The organism is Streptomyces sp. NPDC007971 (assembly GCF_042958635.1).
Classification (GTDB): Bacteria; Actinomycetota; Actinomycetes; order Streptomycetales; family Streptomycetaceae; genus Streptomyces.
This window is the reverse complement of sequence record NZ_JBIBJK010000001.1, coordinates 595135-611998: the sequence shown is the minus strand read 5'-3', so window position 1 is coordinate 611998 and position 16864 is coordinate 595135. Positions and strand designations below refer to the sequence as shown.

17 protein-coding genes are annotated in these 16864 nt (G+C 70.2%); 12 read left to right on the top strand and 5 right to left on the bottom strand.

Features of this window, described 5'->3' with window-relative positions; genetic code table 11:
• Positions 1 to 33: 33 nt before the first annotated feature.
• A complete protein-coding gene (locus ACFZCP_RS02760; RefSeq protein ID WP_362692031.1) occupies positions 34 to 1440 on the bottom strand; it encodes a family 2B encapsulin nanocompartment shell protein in 1407 nt (468 codons plus the stop codon).
• A 293-nt stretch (positions 1441 to 1733) separates the two neighbouring features.
• On the opposite strand from ACFZCP_RS02760, the gene ACFZCP_RS02755 reads away from it, so the two are divergent.
• Together ACFZCP_RS02755 and ACFZCP_RS02750 are read left to right on the top strand one after the other, a co-directional pair.
• A complete protein-coding gene (locus ACFZCP_RS02755) occupies positions 1734 to 2330 on the top strand; it encodes an N-acetylmuramoyl-L-alanine amidase (RefSeq protein WP_362692028.1) in 597 nt (198 codons plus the stop codon).
• 144 nt (positions 2331 to 2474) lie between these two features.
• On the top strand, positions 2475 to 3386 hold the full coding sequence (locus ACFZCP_RS02750; protein WP_391423402.1) for a pyridoxal-phosphate dependent enzyme: 912 nt from the start codon (positions 2475 to 2477) through the stop codon (positions 3384 to 3386).
• 16 nt (positions 3387 to 3402) lie between these two features.
• Here the strand turns inward: ACFZCP_RS02750 and ACFZCP_RS02745 are convergent, their stop codons facing one another.
• Positions 3403 to 4998, bottom strand: a complete 1596-nt coding sequence (locus ACFZCP_RS02745; RefSeq protein WP_391423400.1) for a Na+/H+ antiporter — start codon at positions 4996 to 4998, stop codon at positions 3403 to 3405.
• Between the two features lie 61 nt (positions 4999 to 5059).
• Between ACFZCP_RS02745 and ACFZCP_RS02740 the strand changes: the two genes are divergently transcribed.
• From ACFZCP_RS02740 to ACFZCP_RS02730, 3 genes are all read left to right on the top strand, one after another.
• Positions 5060 to 5320 carry a UBP-type zinc finger domain-containing protein gene (locus ACFZCP_RS02740; protein ID WP_362692019.1) on the top strand — a complete coding sequence of 87 codons (261 nt, stop codon included), beginning with the start codon at positions 5060 to 5062 and terminating at the stop codon, positions 5318 to 5320.
• 272 nt (positions 5321 to 5592) lie between these two features.
• Entirely contained in the window at positions 5593 to 6006 is a 414-nt protein-coding gene (locus ACFZCP_RS02735; RefSeq protein WP_004925829.1) for an anti-sigma regulatory factor, read from the top strand.
• The gene (locus tag ACFZCP_RS02730) at positions 6003 to 7097 is read left to right on the top strand and encodes a SigB/SigF/SigG family RNA polymerase sigma factor (protein ID WP_391423397.1); all 1095 of its coding nucleotides are present in this window, start codon (positions 6003 to 6005) and stop codon (positions 7095 to 7097) included. The genes ACFZCP_RS02735 and ACFZCP_RS02730 overlap by 4 nt, the downstream gene beginning before the upstream one ends.
• 15 nt (positions 7098 to 7112) lie before the next feature.
• Here the strand turns inward: ACFZCP_RS02730 and ACFZCP_RS02725 are convergent, their stop codons facing one another.
• Complete coding sequence (locus ACFZCP_RS02725) at positions 7113 to 7580, bottom strand: hypothetical protein (protein WP_391423395.1); 468 nt, start codon at positions 7578 to 7580, stop codon at positions 7113 to 7115.
• A gap of 146 nt (positions 7581 to 7726) precedes the next feature.
• On the opposite strand from ACFZCP_RS02725, the gene ACFZCP_RS02720 reads away from it, so the two are divergent.
• Both ACFZCP_RS02720 and ACFZCP_RS02715 read left to right on the top strand, forming a co-directional pair.
• Positions 7727 to 8695 carry a diacylglycerol kinase family protein gene (locus tag ACFZCP_RS02720; RefSeq protein ID WP_362692010.1) on the top strand — a complete coding sequence of 323 codons (969 nt, stop codon included), beginning with the start codon at positions 7727 to 7729 and terminating at the stop codon, positions 8693 to 8695.
• A gap of 320 nt (positions 8696 to 9015) precedes the next feature.
• Positions 9016 to 9273, top strand: coding sequence for a WhiB family transcriptional regulator (locus ACFZCP_RS02715; RefSeq protein ID WP_003992873.1), 258 nt, complete (start codon positions 9016 to 9018; stop codon positions 9271 to 9273).
• Between the two features lie 326 nt (positions 9274 to 9599).
• Here the strand turns inward: ACFZCP_RS02715 and ACFZCP_RS02710 are convergent, their stop codons facing one another.
• Positions 9600 to 11075 (bottom strand): PAS domain-containing sensor histidine kinase, encoded by a 1476-nt coding sequence (locus ACFZCP_RS02710; RefSeq protein ID WP_362692007.1) that lies wholly within the window; start codon positions 11073 to 11075, stop codon positions 9600 to 9602.
• Between the two features lie 340 nt (positions 11076 to 11415).
• Positions 11416 to 12066 (bottom strand): TetR family transcriptional regulator, encoded by a 651-nt coding sequence (locus ACFZCP_RS02705; RefSeq protein ID WP_391423392.1) that lies wholly within the window; start codon positions 12064 to 12066, stop codon positions 11416 to 11418.
• Positions 12067 to 12159: 93 nt separating this feature from the next.
• Here ACFZCP_RS02705 and ACFZCP_RS02700 point away from each other — a divergent pair, with 93 nt between their 5' ends.
• From ACFZCP_RS02700 to mctP, 5 genes are all read left to right on the top strand, one after another.
• Complete coding sequence (locus ACFZCP_RS02700) at positions 12160 to 12912, top strand: SDR family oxidoreductase (protein ID WP_391423390.1); 753 nt, start codon at positions 12160 to 12162, stop codon at positions 12910 to 12912.
• Positions 12913 to 13029: 117 nt separating this feature from the next.
• The gene (gene nagB, locus ACFZCP_RS02695; protein ID WP_391423387.1) at positions 13030 to 13815 is read left to right on the top strand and encodes a glucosamine-6-phosphate deaminase; all 786 of its coding nucleotides are present in this window, start codon (positions 13030 to 13032) and stop codon (positions 13813 to 13815) included.
• Between the two features lie 214 nt (positions 13816 to 14029).
• Positions 14030 to 14791 carry a GntR family transcriptional regulator gene (locus tag ACFZCP_RS02690; protein WP_362691995.1) on the top strand — a complete coding sequence of 254 codons (762 nt, stop codon included), beginning with the start codon at positions 14030 to 14032 and terminating at the stop codon, positions 14789 to 14791.
• Positions 14792 to 14926: 135 nt separating this feature from the next.
• Positions 14927 to 15190, top strand: a complete 264-nt coding sequence (locus tag ACFZCP_RS02685) for a DUF3311 domain-containing protein (protein WP_362691992.1) — start codon at positions 14927 to 14929, stop codon at positions 15188 to 15190.
• Entirely contained in the window at positions 15187 to 16815 is a 1629-nt protein-coding gene (gene mctP, locus ACFZCP_RS02680; protein WP_391423385.1) for a monocarboxylate uptake permease MctP, read from the top strand. Before ACFZCP_RS02685 ends, mctP begins: the two co-directional genes overlap by 4 nt.
• Positions 16816 to 16864: the final 49 nt, after the last annotated feature.

Sequence of the window (16864 nt, the reverse complement as noted above, 5' to 3'; positions counted from 1 at the left end):
AGGGCGGGAACACGGCCGCGAAGTGCGGAAACGTCACCTCCACCGGCCGATCTCGACGTTTTCCAGCACGCCGAGCGCATCGGGCACCAGGACGGCGGCCGAGTAGTACGCCGTCACCAGGTACTTGATGATGGCCTGTTCGTTGATGCCCATGAACCGCACGGACAGGCTCGGCTCGATCTCGTCCGGGATGCCGGACTGCCTGAGCCCGACGACACCCTGGTCGGCCTCGCCGGTACGCATGGCGATGATCGAGGTGGTGCGGGCCTCGCTGACCGGGATCTTGTTGCACGGGTAGATCGGCACACCGCGCCAGGTGGGGATGCGGTTGCCGCCGATCTCGACGCTCTCCGGGACCAGCCCGCGCTTGTTCAGCTCGCGTCCGAACGCGGCGATCGCGCGCGGGTGGGCCAGGAACAGCTTGGTGCTGCGCCGGCGGCTGAGCAGCTCGTCCATGTCGTCCGGGCTGGGCACACCGTCGTGCGGCTGGATGCGCTGGTCGTACTCGCAGTTGTGCAGCAGTCCGAAGTTGCGGTTGTTGACCAGCTCGTGCTCCTGGCGCTCCTTCAGCGCCTCGACCGTGAGCCGCAACTGCTGCTCGGTCTGGTTCATCGGCTGGTTGTACAGGTCGGCCACGCGCGTGTGGATGCGCAGCACGGTCTGGGCGATGCTCAGTTCGTACTCGCGCGGCCGGGCCTCGTAGTCCACGAAGGTGTGCGGGATGTCCGGCTCACCGCTGTGGCCGGCCGCCAGCGCGACCTCCTTCTCGCCGTACTTGTTGGTCTGCTGAGCGGGGACCGAGCGCAGCTCCTGAAGGTGTTCGCGCAGCGAGTCGGCGCGCTCGGCGACCTGCTCGAAGTCCTGGCGGCTGAGGATCAGCACCGTGCACGCGGTGTCCGCGCGGGCGGTGTACTCCCAGATGGCGTCCGGGTCCAGCAGGGCCTGCTCGCCGAAGTAGGCGCCGTCGGCGAGGACTCCGAGGACCGCGTCGTCGCCGTAGGGGCCCGTGCCGACCTTCTCGACCCTGCCGTGGGCCAGCAGGTACACCTCGTCGGTGCGGCTGCCGAAGCCGGCGATCACCTCGCCCGGTGCGAAGTCCCGTTGACGGCAGCGCCGGGCCAGCTCCGTCAGCACCTCGCCGTCCTCGTACGACCTGAGGGCCGGCAGCTCGCCGAGCTCGGCCGGGATGACCTCGACCTGGTCCCCGGTCTTCACAAAGGTGATCCGGCCGTCGCCGACGGCGAACGTCAGTCGCCGGTTCACACGGTACGTGCCGCCCTGCACGTCGACCCAGGGCAGCGTCCGCAGCAGCCAGCGGGAGCTGATCTCCTGCATCTGCGGAACGGACTTGGTCGTGGTGGCCAGGTTCCGCGCCGCCGACGTGCCGAGAGACTGCTGCGGCTTGCCCTGTTCGGTGCGGACCTCATCGCCTACCGACATAAGAAAGTGCCCTCTCCTGTATGCCCGGTGCCGAATCGCACACCGGTCTCACGAGTGAGCCTTCCATCACGCAACGCACACGCACCATTACCCGAAAGAGCGGGAATGGATCATCGCACTACTGGGCAGAAAGAGGGACCCTGTCCAGCCCCTGACGTGAGCGCCCGTTGTCCGGATCGGCTCGCACAGTGTGCGAACGATGTAGTCCGGGACGTCCGGTTTCGGTAGAAGCAAGCGGTACGAGAGGGCCGCGAACGGCGGCCACCGGGCACGACAGCACGAAGGAGGCGGTCATGGCCCCACCCATGTCCGCGAGCCGGTTCCTGGACGCGCTCCGCGCCGAGGGCGTCACCGTCGCCGAGGTCGGGGACTGGCCGAACCACAACCGCAACCACAAGGGCCCCTGGGGCCCCGTCCACGGCGTGATGATCCACCACACGGTGACCACCGGCAGCGAGCACACCGTGGAGGTCTGCCGGGACGGCACCACCAAGCTGCCGGGCCCGCTGTGCCACGGCGTGATCACCAAGGACGGCACGGTCCACCTGGTCGGCTACGGCCGCGCCAACCACGCCGGCGCAGGTGACGACGACGTCCTGCGGGCGGTGATCGCCGAGAAGAGGCTGCCGCCGGACAACGAGGCGAACACCGACGGCAACCGGTACTTCTACGGCTTCGAGTGCGAGAACCTGGGCGACGGCGAGGACCCCTGGCCCGAGGCGCAGCTGGAGGCGATCGTGCGGGCCGCCGCGGCCGTGTGCCGCCACCACGCGTGGTCGGCACGGTCGGTCATCGGACACCTGGAGTGGCAGCCGGGCAAGGTGGACCCGCGCGGGTTCACGATGGAGTGGCTGCGGGAGCGGATCGGCGAGCGCCTGAAGGAGGCGTAGCCGCGGGGCGGCGCCGGGCAGCGGCCGGAGCAGGCGCGGCAGCGGATCGGCGCCGGAGGTGCACGGAGGCGCGGCAGCGGATCGGCGCCGGGCAGCGGCCGAAAGAGGCGTGGCCGTGGATCGGCGCCGGGCGAGAATGAGGGCGTGACCAGCACCGACCCGCTCGCCCCGCGACTGCCCTCTCCCCTGGAGGAGCTGGCGGACGACCGCTTCTCCCGGCAGGGCCTGAGGCTGCTGCTCAAGCGGGACGACCTGATCCACCCGGAGCTGATCGGCAACAAGTGGCGCAAGCTGGTGCCCAGCATCGAGGCGGCACGGGGCCGCGCGCTGGTCACCTTCGGCGGGGCGTACTCCAACCATCTGCGGGCCACCGCCGCCGCGGGCCGGCTGCTCGGGCTGCCGACCACCGGCGTGGTCCGCGGCCAGGAGCTGGCCGGCCGGCCGCTCAACCCGTCCCTGTCCCGGTGCGCGGCCGACGGCATGCGGCTGCACTTCGTCGACAGATCGACGTACCGGCACAAGAGCGAGCCGGAGACCCTGGCCGCGATTCTGCGTGCGGCCGGTGCCGAGGGTGCGTACGTCGTCCCGGAGGGCGGCAGCAACGCAGGGGCCGTGCGTGGCTGCCGGGCCCTCGGTGAGGAGCTGCGCGACCGTGCCGACGTCGTGGCCGTCGCCTGCGGCACCGGCGGCACACTCGCCGGACTCGCCGCGGGACTGGGCGCCGGACAGCGCGCGCTCGGCATACCGGTGCTCAAGGGCGGCTTCCTGGCGGGCGACGTCCAGGCGCTCCAGGAGCGCGCCTTCGGCGCCCGCACCGGCCTGTGGTCCCTCGACGACCGCTTCCACTTCGGCGGCTACGCCCGGACGACCGATGCGCTCGACGCCTTCGCCGAGGACTTCGAGCGGCGGCACGGACTGCCCATCGAACGTCTCTATGTCGCCAAGTTGCTCTACGGACTCGTCGCCCTGGCGGAGGAAGGCGCCTTCGCGCGCGGGACGTCGGTCGCGGCAGTCGTCACCGGACGGCCGTTTCCCGGTCCCGCACCGACGGCGTGATCCGCGGGGCAGGCCCTCAGTCGGCCTCCCGGAAGGCGGCCGCTTCCTCCAGGTCGAGCCTGCGCAGGAGCGCGCGGAGCATCTCGTCGTCGAGGTAACGGCGGTCGCGGAGCCTGACGAAGACCTCGCGCTCGACGCCGATCATCTCCCTGGACAGGCGGCGGTAGGTGTCGTCCACGGACTCACCGGTAACGGCGTTGACCTGGCCGAGCCGTTCCCAGACGGCATTGCGTCTGCGCTCCAGGACGTCGCGCAGACGGTCCGCGAGCGGTGGCGGCAGCTCGTTGCGCTCGTCCAGGAGGAGGTCGTCCAGGCGGCTCTCGGCGGCCCGGGAGGCCTGCGCCTGGGCATTGGCCTCGGCGAGCGTCTCGGCCTGCGGGTCGCGCCCGGGGAAGCGCATCAGGCGGATCACCAGCGGGAGGGTCAAGCCCTGCACGACCAGCGTGCCGATGACGGTGGTGAAAGTCAGGAAGAGGATCAGGTCGCGCTGCGGAAAGTGGGCGCCCCCGTGCACCGTGGCCGGGATCGAGAACGCGATGGCCAGCGAGACCACGCCCCGCATGCCGGCCCACGACGTCACGATCGGACCGCGCCAGGTGGGATTTTCCTCGCGTTCCCGGATGCGCCGGGACAGCAGGCGGGGCAGGAAGGTCGCCGGGTACACCCACACGAACCGGGCCGCGACGACCACGACGAAGACGGCGACCGCGTACCAGGCGGCGTCGGAGCCCTCGTACGCGCCGAGGCCCTTGAGGACCCGGGGCAGCTGCAGGCCGATCAGCGCGAACACCGCCGACTCCAGGAGGAAGGCGACCATCCGCCACACGGCGTCCTCCTGGAGCCGGGTGGCGAAGTCGACCTCCCACGCGCGGTGCCCGAGGTAGACGGCGACGACCACGACCGCGAGGACGCCCGAGCCGTGCAGCTGCTCGGCGACGCCGTAGGCGACGAACGGGATCAGCAGGGAGAGGGTGTTCTGGAGCAGCGCCTCCTTGAGGTGCGTGCGCAGCCAGTGGATCGGCACCATGAGCACCAGTCCGACGACGACACCGCCGACCGCCGCCCGCAGGAACTCGCCGATGCCGCCCGACCAGGTGGCGCCCTCGCCGACGGCCGCGGCTAGGGCCACCTTGTAGGCGGTGATCGCGGTCGCGTCGTTCAGCAGGGACTCGCCCTGGAGGATGGTGGTGATCCGCGACGGCAGCCCGACCCGGCGCGCGATCGCCGCGGCCGCGACCGCGTCCGTCGGCGCCACCACGGCGCCCAGCACCAGCGCCGCCGGCAGCGGCAGCCCCGGGACGACCAGGTAGGCGGCCCAGCCGACGACGAAGGTCGCGAAGAGCACGTAGCCGACCGACAGCAGCCCCACGGGCCGTATCTGGGCCCGCAGGTCCAGGTACGAGCTCTCGGTGCCCTCCTTGTACAGCAGCGGGGGCAGCACCAGGGGCAGGACGACGTCGGGTTCGAGCGTGTAGTGCGGGACACCGGGGAGGTAGGAGACCGCAAGGCCGACCGCCACCAGCAGCAGTGGCGCCGGCACCGGGGTGCGCCGGGCGGCACCGGCCACCGCGGCACTGCCTGCCACCAGCAACAGCAGCGGCATCACGTCCATGGTCCTCGCCCACCCTCATTTTCCGCGCGGTCACCCGCACGCCCGTCGTAATCTGGCAATCATGAAACAGTGCACGCACGCCCACGCGCTGCCGCACCCGGACCCGGAGCCGCGCAGCGAGACCTGCCCGGAGTGTCTCGCGAACGGGACGCATCCGGTGCAGCTGCGGATCTGTCTGACCTGTGGCCACGTCGGCTGCTGCGACTCCTCACCGGGACGGCACGCCACCGAGCACCACGCGACGTCCGGACACCCGGTGATGCGGACCTTCGAGCCCGGCGAGGACTGGCGGTGGTGCTTCGTCGACCACGTTCTCGTGTGACACTGCACTGACGCGGTATACGGCCGCGGCCGACGACGGTTCGAGCGTCCGACGCCGGGGTACGTCAACCCGGCGCGCGCTCTTCCCATTTGGGCCCGCAAACCCTCTAGACACGGAGCGTATCCACAGCTTTACTGTGAGTGACGCCAGGGGGTTGGGGTCCCGGGGACAGGACCGTCAGGGGCGCGATAGCGTCACCGCGGAACCACGTACGCGTTACCCCGGGGGGCGACCCTCGGCCCCGTAAAGCTTGTACCACCATGGAGGTGAGGGTGTCCCAGATCGCAGGCGAGCCCGCGACCCAGGACTTCGTGGAAGTCCGGCTGCCGGCTGCGGGTGCCTACCTGTCGGTGCTGCGGACGGCCACGGCCGGTCTGGCGGCCCGCTTGGACTTCACCCTGGACGAGATCGAGGACCTGCGCATCGCCGTGGACGAGGCCTGCGCGATCCTGCTGCAGCAGGCCGTGCCCGGCTCCGTGCTCAGTTGCGTCTTCCGCCTCGTCGACGACTCACTGGAGGTCACGGTCTCGGCGCCGACCACCGACGGCCACGCCCCCTCGCGGGACACCTTCGCCTGGACGGTGCTCTCGGCCCTGGCGGGCAAGGTCTCCTCGGCCGTCGACGAGGACAAGACCGTGTCCATCAGCCTCTACAAACAGCGCGGCGCGGGCCCCGGGCCGGCGTGAGGAACGGGGACGGGCCGGTGCGGGACGAAGAGCGCGGCACACGGGAGCTGCCGACGGAGGCCACGGGCTCCGCGGACGCTTCCCGACGTATGGCTGACGGCATCGACGGCATCCCCGAGCAGGCCAGACCGCATCCGGAGGAGGACTCCGCGCAGGCCGGCGGAGCCGGTGCCGCGCAGAGCGCGCCTTCGGAGGGACGCGGCGGGGTCGGGCCCGCCACCCGCGCGGCGGCGAGGGCTCGGGGAAGGGCTACGGGCGGGACGATGAGCGAGCACGAGCGATACGCCGAGGACGACGCGCTGGGCAAGGAGGCCGTGCAGGCCACCCAGCACGACCCCCAGGACCGCAGCGGGGCGCGTGCGATGTTCATCGAGCTGCGCAAGCTGAACCAGGGCAGCCCCCAGTACGCGGAGCTGCGCAACCAGCTGGTCCGTATGCACCTGCCGCTCGTCGAACACCTGGCACGCCGCTTCCGCAACCGCGGCGAGCCGCTGGACGACCTCACCCAGGTCGCCACGATCGGTCTGATCAAGTCCGTCGACCGCTTCGACCCGGAGCGCGGCGTGGAGTTCTCCACGTACGCCACCCCGACCGTCGTCGGCGAGATCAAGCGGCACTTCCGGGACAAGGGCTGGGCGGTCCGCGTGCCGCGCCGCCTGCAGGAGCTGCGGCTCGCGCTGACCACGGCGACGGCCGAGCTGTCCCAGCTGCACGGCCGCTCCCCCACGGTCCACGAGCTCGCCGAGAAGCTCGCGATCTCCGAAGAGGAGGTCCTGGAGGGCCTGGAGTCCGCCAACGCGTACTCCACGCTGTCCCTGGACGTCCCCGACACCGACGACGAGTCCCCGGCGGTCGCCGACACCCTCGGCGCCGAGGACGAGGCGCTGGAGGGCGTGGAGTACCGCGAGTCCCTCAAGCCGCTGCTGGAGGACCTGCCCCCGCGCGAGAAGCGCATCCTGCTCCTGCGCTTCTTCGGGAACATGACCCAGTCGCAGATCGCGCAGGAGGTCGGCATCTCCCAGATGCACGTCTCCCGGCTGCTCGCCAGGACCCTGGCCCAGCTGCGGGAGAAGTTGCTGGTCGAGGAGTAGGCAGCCGTCGTACGGCTACTGCGGCTTCGATTCCCCGGTGCGGCCCGGCCCCTTGATCCCCAGGGCCTGGGTCGTGGCCGGGTTCACCAGCAGGACCAGCGAGGCCACCGCGACCACGGCCAGGGCGATGCCCGCGGGGATCGCCATGCTCTCCGCCTGGAGCAGGCTGTAGGAGACCGGCAGGGCCATGAGCTGGGTGATCACGGCGGGGCCGCGGCTCCAGCTGCGGCGCGCCAGCAGGCCGCGCGCGGCCAGCAGCGGGAGCAGCGCCAGGACGATCAGGGTGACACCCAGAGTGACGGCCTGCTGCCGGTCGTCCGGGGCGCCGGTGAGACCGAGGACGAGCGTCCACACGCCGCCGGCCACCAGGGCCGCGCCCTCCAGGGCACTCAGCGCCGCCGCGTACGTCAGTCGACGCGGACGGGGGCCGCCGACCGCGGCGGCTTGGGCGGTGTCCGGGGCGGAATTCTGCTCACTGCTCACCCCGGAAGCGTAGCCCCGCACCCCGTGGCGGCCCCCGCCGCCCCGCGCTCCGCACCCTCGTGCGTGGTCAGGCTCACGCCCCCTCCTCTTACCGGATCCCTACCTCGGGCTGGGCCGGGTACCCCCCAGTAGGTACGCTGCCCTCCATGCGTGCACTTCTCGTGGTCAATCCGGCGGCAACCACCACAAGCGCACGCAGGCGTGATGTGCTGATCCACGCGCTGGCGAGCGAGATGAAGCTGGAAGCGGTCACCACCGAGTACCGCGGCCATGCGCGCGACCTGGGCCGGCAGGCCGCGGAGAGCGACGACATCGACCTGGTCGTGGCCCTCGGCGGCGACGGCACGGTCAACGAGGTGGTCAACGGCCTCCTGCACGCCGGCCCCGACCCGGACCGCCTGCCCGGTCTCGCCGTGGTCCCCGGTGGCTCCACCAATGTCTTCGCCCGCGCCCTGGGCCTGCCCAACGACCCCGTCGACGCCACCGGCGCGCTGCTGGACGCCCTGCGTGACGGCAGCGAGCGGCTGGTCGGACTCGGTCTGACCTCGGGCACGCCCGGCACCGAGGACGAGGCGGTGCCCGACCGCTGGTTCACCTTCAACGCCGGACTCGGCTTCGACGCGGGGGTGGTCGGCCGAGTTGAGCAGCAGCGCGAGCGCGGCAAGAAGTCGACGCACGCCCTGTACGTCCGCCAGGTGGTCCGGCAGTTCCTCGGCGAGCAGCACCGCCGGCGCGGCCCGATCACTCTCGAACGGCCCGGGGCGGACCCGGTGACCGATCTTGTTGTCGCCATAGTCTCGAACACGTCCCCTTGGACGTATCTCGGCAATCGCCCGATGTACACGTCGCCTAAGGCGTCGTTCGATACCGGCGTCGACGTGCTCGGTCTCAGCCGCCTGTCGACGGCTGCGGTTGCCCGGTATGGCACACAGTTGCTCACTTCGTCCCCCGATCGGGGACCCCACGGCAAGCACGTCCTCTCCCTGCACGATCTGGACCAGTTCACCTTGCATTCGAAGGCCCCCCTCCCCCTTCAGATGGACGGCGACCACCTAGGACTGCGTACCAGCGTGACGTTCACAGGCGTACGCCGCGCACTGCGTGTGATTGTGTGAGCGGAACGGGCGAAAGTCCTTTCACTCGAACGTTTAGGCCAGGATCCACCCCATGGAAGTACGGCTGTGACCCAGTCGACACCGAGGAATCAAAAAAAACTTTCCGGAAGGGGTTGTATCCGTCGCTGAGGTTTGCGAGTCTCTACGTGGCGATCGGGACGGCCCGCAACACCGGCCTCCACTGATCACCGGAACCCCTCTTCAAACCAAGGACCACGCCGAGGTCAACTCGGCGGTCGGCCCTTCCCTTGTTGAGGGATTCGTGAAAGCGTTCACATTCACAAGCAACGAGCACGTAATACCAAGGAGAGGTAGCAGCCATGGACTGGCGTCACAACGCCGTTTGCCGCGAGGAAGACCCCGAGCTCTTCTTCCCCATCGGCAACACCGGTCCTGCGCTGCTGCAGATCGAGGAAGCCAAGGCCGTCTGCCGTCGCTGCCCGGTGATCGAGCAGTGTCTGCAGTGGGCGCTCGAGTCCGGTCAGGACTCCGGCGTCTGGGGTGGTCTCAGCGAGGACGAGCGCCGCGCCATGAAGCGCCGCGCCGCTCGCAACCGGGCTCGTCAGGCCTCCGCCTGACGCTCCCACCCCTGCTGACAGCCTGAGCTTGGCGGCGCGTACAGCGAGTACGCATCTCCCGCCCCCGAGCCGCAGCGCGCAGTACCCCCGATGCGCTTAGCGACATAGCAGAGCAGCAACGAGCTTTAAGCCCCGGCCCACCAAGTGGTCCGGGGCTCAATGCTGTTCGGGGTCGCTCCGGGCTGTACGGGAACGCCGCGCAGGGAAGCCGTACAGGGAAGCTGTGTGTGAGGACTGTGCAGGGAAACTGTGCGTGAGTGCTGCACAGGGAAGCTGTGCGTGAGGGCTGTGCGGGGAGGCTTTCCGTTCGGCCGTCCGGGTGCTTTCTACTTCTGCGCCCGCACCGGGACGTCCAGGATCACCCGAGTTCCCCGCCCGGGCGCAGGAACCATGTCGAAGGTTCCGCCCAACTCGCCCTCCACCAGGGTTCGTACGATCTGCAGACCGAGATTGCCCGAGCGGTGCGGGTCGAAGTCCTCGGGCAGTCCGACCCCGTCGTCCTGGACGGTGACGAGGAGGCGGGCCTCCTTGGTGGTGCCGCCGCGCACCGCGGAGACCTCGACCGTGCCGGTGTCGCCCTCGCGGAAGCCGTGCTCCAGGGCGTTCTGCAGGATCTCGGTGAGGACCATCGACAGCGGGGTGGCGACCTCGGCGTCGAGGATCCCGAACCGCCCGCTGCGCCGGCCGGTCACCTTGCCGGGCGAGATCTCGGCGACCATCGCGAGGACCCGGTCGGCGATGTCGTCGAACTCCACCCGCTCGTCGAGGTTCTGCGACAGCGTCTCGTGGACGATCGCGATCGAGCCGACGCGGCGCACGGCCTCCTCCAGGGCCTCCCGGCCGCGCTCGGAGTCGATGCGCCGGGCCTGCAGACGCAGCAGGGCCGCGACGGTCTGGAGGTTGTTCTTCACCCGGTGGTGGATCTCCCGGATGGTCGCGTCCTTGGTGATCAACTCACGCTCGCGGCGGCGGAGTTCGGTGACGTCCCGCAGCAGCACCAGGGACCCGATGCGGGTGCCCTTGGGCTTGAGCGGGATGGCCCGGAACTGGATCACCCCGTCGTTCGCCTCGATCTCGAACTCGCGCGGCGCCCAGCCGCTCGCCACCTTGGCGAGCGCCTCGTCCACCGGCCCCCGGGTCGGGGCGAGTTCGGCCGTGGTCTGCCCCAGGTGCTGGCCGACCAGGTCGGCGGCGAGGCCGAGGTGGTGGTAGGCGGAGAGGGCGTTCGGGGAGGCGTACTGGACGATGCCGTCCGCGTCCAGCCGGATCAGGCCGTCACCGACGCGCGGGGAGGCGTCCATGTCGACCTGCTGGCCGGGGAAGGGGAAGGAGCCGGCCGCGATCATCTGCGCGAGGTCCGAGGCGCTCTGGAGATAGGTCAGCTCAAGACGGCTGGGGGTGCGGACGGTGAGCAGGTTGGTGTTGCGGGCGATGACGCCGAGGACCCGGCCCTCACGCCGTACGGGGATGGACTCGACCCGGACGGGGACCTCTTCGCGCCACTCCGGGTCGCCCTCGCGCACGATCCTGCCCTCGTCCAGCGCCGCGTCCAGCATGGGCCGCCGGCCGCGCGGGACCAGGTGGCCGACCATGTCGTCCTGGTAGGAGGTGGGGCCGGTGTTGGGGCGCATCTGGGCGACCGAGACGTACCGGGTGCCGTCGCGGGTGGGGACCCACAGGACCAGGTCGGCGAAGGAGAGGTCGGAGAGCAGCTGCCACTCCGATACCAGCAGGTGGAGCCACTCGAGATCGGAGTCGTCGAGGGCCGTGTGCTGGCGTACGAGTTCGTTCATGGAGGGCACGTCTGCGAGCGTACCCGGGGCCCGCGCATGGCCGGAAAACACCCGCGGGCCGCGGCGCCTGAGAGGGACCCTCAACCCTCCCGGCACCGCAGCCCGGAGCATCATCGGCCGTGGGGTGTGCGGTCCCGGTCGGCCGAAGGCCGAGGAGTCGGGGCAGTCAGGGCAGAGAGCTCCGGTTCCTCGGTCCGTCTTCCTGTGCGGGGAAGACGGAAGCTGTTCAGTTTTCCCTACGATTGTCCCCTACGCATTGTGGACTAGACCACGATGGCGTGTCCATGAGCGAGAGGGTATGCGCTGAAGTCGTCCGGCACGCGATGCCACGCAGCCTAGCCCGCCCGGGTCAGCCCTGGGGCCAGATGGTCATGGCAATTTCCGCGAGCGCCGTCAGTTCCGCCCGGCTCGCGCCGTCCCGGGCCTGCTGGGACATGCCCTGGATCATGGCCCCGGTGTGCCGGGCGAGCGCCGCGGCGTCGGTACCGGCCGGCAGCCGCCCTGCCGCCACGTCGGCCTTGATGCGGGACTCCAGGCCCGAGATGCTCGCGTTGCGCCGCTCCCGCAGCAGCGCCTCGACCTCCGGGCTGGTGCAGTTGGTGGCCGCGTGGACGACCAGGCAGCCGTACGGGTGGGCAGGGTCCGTGTACGCGGCGGCGGCTTCGCGCAGCGTCCGCTCGACGGCCGCGCGGGCGGTGGACTCCTCGGCGAGGGCGCGGTCGCCGAAGGCGCCGTGGGTGCCGGCGTAGACCCTCACGACCTCCTCGAACAGGGTCCGCTTGTCACCGAAGGCCGCATACAGACTCGGGGCGCCGATGCCCATGATCCGGGTGAGATCGGAGACCGAGGTCGCCTCGTAGCCGTGCTCCCAGAAGGCCATGAGCGCCTTCTCCAGCGCGGTGGCACGGTCGAAGGAGCGCGGGCGGCCCCGCGACCTGGACGTCCTGACCTGCTCTTTTGCCTCTTCCGTCTCCTGGTCCGTCTCCCGGGCGCTCACCATGGAGTGCATTTTATAGCGCCCCCTAGAGAAATGTCGGCGGCGTGCTGTACGGTTTTTTTGTAGCGACCGCTAGACAAATGAGGGGTGGCGGACATGGGTGCGCTCACGGGGAAGACGGCGCTGGTCACGGGCGCGAGCCGGGGCATCGGACGGGGCATCGCCGAACGGCTGGGGCGGGACGGGGCACGGGTCGCGGTGCACTACGGCAGCAACGGGGCGGCGGCACAGGAGGCGGTGGCCGCGATCGAGGCGGGGGGCGGCTCCGCGTTCGCGATCGGGGTGGAGCTGGGGGTGCCGGGCGACGCCGAGCGGCTGTGGGAGGAGTTCGACCGGCATGCGGACGGGGTGGACATCCTGGTGAACAACGCGGGGATCGGCACCTCCCGCCCCTTCGAGGAGATCGGAGAGGAGGAGTACGACCGGCTGTTCGCGGTGAACGTGAAGGCACCGCACTTCATCACCCGGCTCGGGGCGCGGCGGCTGCGGGACGGCGGGCGGGTGGTGAACATATCGTCCGGGCTGGCGCGGGCCGCCGTGATGCCCGAGCTGATGGCCTACGCGATGACGAAGGCGGCGCTGGACGTCCTCACCCGGGATCTGTCCAAGGTGCTGGGGCCGCGCGGCATCACGGTGAACTCGGTCGCGCCCGGCATCGTGGACACGGACGTCAACGCCGGATGGCTGCGCACGAGCGACGAGGCCTGGCGGGACGCGGCGGGGTACTCGGCACTGGGGCGGGTGGGCACGCCGGCCGACATCGCCGACGCGGTGGCTTTCCTCGTGTCGCAGGACGGGCGATGGGTGACCGGGCACTGGCTGGACGCCACGGGAGGTTCCCTGGCGTAGCAGCCGCCTCATCTGGGCCCGGGAGGCCGATTCTGTTAGATTGGTCTAAACCACATAGCGACTTGTGCTCCGAGCCCTCCCAGACCTCCAGGCCCTCTTCAGAACGGCAGGCCCAGCGTGGAAGTTGTCATCGTTCCGGATGCCGCGGCGGGCGGCGAGCTCATCGCCGAGGCCATGGCCCACCTGCTGCGACGCAAGCCCGACGCCCTGCTCGGTGTGGCCACCGGCTCCACTCCGCTGCCCATCTACCAGGCGCTGACCGCCAAGGTGCACTCCGGCGCCGTGGACACCGCAGGGGCCCGGATAGCCCAGCTCGACGAATACGTCGGGCTGCCCGCCGAGCATCCCGAGTCCTACCGCTCGGTGCTGCGCCGGGAGGTGCTGGAGCCGCTCGGCATCGGGATGGACGCGTTCATAGGCCCGGACGGCACGGCCGAGGACGTCCGTGCGGCGTGCAAGGCCTACGACCGGGCGCTCGCGGAGGCCGGCGGGGTGGATCTGCAGCTGCTGGGGATCGGGACGGACGGGCACATCGGGTTCAACGAGCCGTGCTCCTCGCTCGCCTCGCGCACCCGGATCAAGACGCTGACGGAGCAGACCCGGATCGACAACGCGCGCTTCTTCGACGGCGACATCACGCAGGTGCCGCACCACGTCATCACCCAGGGCATCGGCACCATCCTGGAGGCCCGCCACCTGGTCCTGCTCGCGACGGGCGAGGGCAAGGCGGACGCGGTCGCCGCGACTGTCGAGGGACCGGTCGCGGCCGTCTGCCCGGCCTCGGCACTCCAGCTGCACCCGCATGCCACGGTGGTCGTCGACGAGGCCGCCGCGTCCAAGCTGAAGCTGGCCGACTACTTCCGGCACGCCTATGCGAACAAGCCGGACTGGCAGGGAATCTGACCCTGGGTGCCGGTGCCGTCACCGGCGCTCACCGGTCACCGCTCCCGGGGGCGGCACCCGCCTGCTGGACTAGACCAGCAGCGGGTCCGACGGTATACAGAGAGGATCACGGAGCGTGCGGGTGGAGTCCTGATCCACGAAGCCGTGCCACGATGTGAGCCGTGGCCGATGGGATGTCGGTCGCTTTCGGCATCAGGAGCCGGGAAGGCAGAGCATGAGCACCGACGTCGGCAGTGCGGAGAACGAGGCCGGGACGGTCCGTACCGCGCGTGTGCCCAAGTACTACCGCTTGAAGAAGCACCTGCTCGACATGACGGAGACGCAGGCTCCGGGCACTCCGGTCCCGCCCGAGCGCACGCTGGCGGCCGAGTTCGACACCTCCCGCACCACCGTCCGCCAGGCCCTGCAGGAGCTCGTCGTCGAAGGACGCCTGGAACGCATCCAGGGCAAGGGCACCTTCGTCGCCAAGCCGAAGGTGTCCCAGGCGCTGCAGCTCACGTCCTACACCGAGGACATGCGGGCCCAGGGGCTGGAGCCCACCTCGCAGCTGCTGGACGTCGGCTACATCACCGCCGACGACCGGCTCGCCGAGCTGCTCGACATAACGGCCGGCGGGCGCGTGCTGCGCATCGAGCGGCTGCGCATGGCCAACGGCGAGCCGATGGCGATCGAGACCACCCATCTGTCGGCCAAGCGCTTCCCGGCCCTCAGACGCTCGCTCGTGAAGTACACCTCCCTGTACACCGCCCTCGCCGAGGTCTACGACGTCCATCTCGCCGAGGCCGAGGAGACCATCGAGACCTCGCTGGCCACCCCGCGCGAGGCGGGTCTGCTCGGCACCGACGTGGGTCTGCCGATGCTGATGCTGTCCCGCCACAGCCTGGACCGTGAGGGCAAGCCGGTGGAGTGGGTCCGGTCTGTCTACCGGGGCGACCGGTACAAGTTCGTGGCCAGGCTCAAGCGCCCGCAGGACTAGGGAGAGTTGGGGTCTTCACACCTCAATCCCCAAATCGACATACCGACATACGGACGAGGTCTTCCGCTGCCGCGGCACGTCACCTAGATTGCCTGCGCATTACACAGGTGATCAGCGAGGGGACGGAGCCGTGGCATGTCGGAAGCGCCTGAAGTGAGACCACCGGTCGTGACACCGGTCCGCGTGGTCATCGCCCTGTGTCTCGTCGCGCCCTTCGTGGCGATGCTGTGGGTGGGCTCGTACGCCAAGACGGACCCCGCGTTCATCGGGATCCCGTTCTTCTACTGGTACCAGATGCTGTGGGTGCTGATCTCCACCGCGCTCACGATGCTGGCGTACCGGCTCTGGCAGCACGACCAGCGCGGCCGCAAGGGCGCGAAGGGGGGTGCGGCGCAGTGAAGAACGGCGTCAACGGCGTCGCGCTCGGCGTCTTCATCTTCTTCTTCCTGGCCGTCACGGTCATGGGCTTCCTGGCCGCCCGCTGGCGCAGGGCCGACGACGAGCACTCCCTGGACGAATGGGGCCTGGGCGGACGGTCGTTCGGCACCTGGATCACGTGGTTCCTGCTCGGCGGCGACCTGTACACGGCGTACACGTTCGTCGCGGTGCCGGCGGCGGTCTACGCGGCGGGCGCGGCCGGCTTCTTCGCGGTGCCCTACACGATCCTGGTCTATCCGCTGATCTTCACGTTCCTGCCCCGTCTGTGGTCGGTGTCCCACAAGCACGGCTATGTGACGACCTCGGACTTCGTGCGCGGCCGCTTCGGCTCCAAGGGCCTGTCCCTGGCCGTGGCGCTGACCGGCATCCTGGCGACGATGCCGTACATCGCGCTCCAGCTCGTCGGCATCCAGGCGGTGCTGGACGTGATGGGCGTGGGCGGCGGTGACCACACCAACTGGTTCGTGAAGGACCTGCCCCTGCTCATCGCCTTCGGTGTGCTGGCGGCCTACACCTACTCCTCGGGCCTGCGCGCCCCCGCACTGATCGCGTTCGTCAAGGACACGCTGATCTACATCGTGATCACGGTGGCGATCATCTACATCCCGATCAAGCTGGGCGGGTTCGACGACGTCTTCGCCAAGGCGGGCCACGCGTTCAGCCAGGTCAACCCCGCCACCGGCAAGCCGCGCGGCGCGCTCGCCCCGCCGGAGGCGGGCCAGTGGACGTACGCCACGCTGGCGCTCGGCTCGGCGCTCGCGCTGTTCATGTACCCGCACTCGATCACCGCGACGCTGTCGTCCAGGAGCCGTGAGGTGATCCGCCGCAACACCACGATCCTGCCGCTGTACTCGCTGATGCTGGGCCTGCTGGCTCTTCTCGGCTTCATGGCGATCGCGGCCGGCGTGAAGGTCACCAACGGGCAGCTGGCGATCCCGCAGCTGTTCGAGGACATGTTCCCGGACTGGTTCGCGGGCGTGGCCTTCGCGGCGATCGGCATCGGCGCGCTGGTCCCGGCGGCCATCATGTCGATCGCGGCGGCGAACCTGTTCACCCGCAACATCTACAAGGACTTCATCAAGCCGGACGCCACGCCGAAGCAGGAGGCCCAGGTCTCCAAGTTCGTGTCGCTGCTGGTGAAGGTCGGCGCACTGGTCTTCGTCCTGACCATGGACAAGACGGTCGCCATCAACTTCCAGCTGCTGGGCGGCATCTGGATCCTGCAGACCTTCCCGGCGCTGGTCGGCGGCCTGTTCACACGCTGGTTCCACCGCTGGGCGCTGCTGGCCGGGTGGGCGGTCGGCATGGTGTACGGCACGGCGGCGGCCTACGGGGTCGCCTCCCCGACCCAGAAGCACTTCGGCGGCAGCGCCAAGGAGATCCCCGGCATCGGTGAGATCGGCTACATCGGCCTGACGGCCTTCGTGCTGAACGTCCTCGTCACCGTGGTCCTGACCGTCGTCCTGAAGGCCGTGAAGGCCCCCGAGGGCCTCGACGAGACCCGCCCGGAGGACTACACGGCGGACGCGGGCGAGCCGGGGGTCGAGGCGGAACTCCCGCCCGCCACGGCAGGAAGCACCCACTAGCCCCCGCCCAGCGGGCCGCCGGGTTACCACCCACCACGGCGGCCCGCTG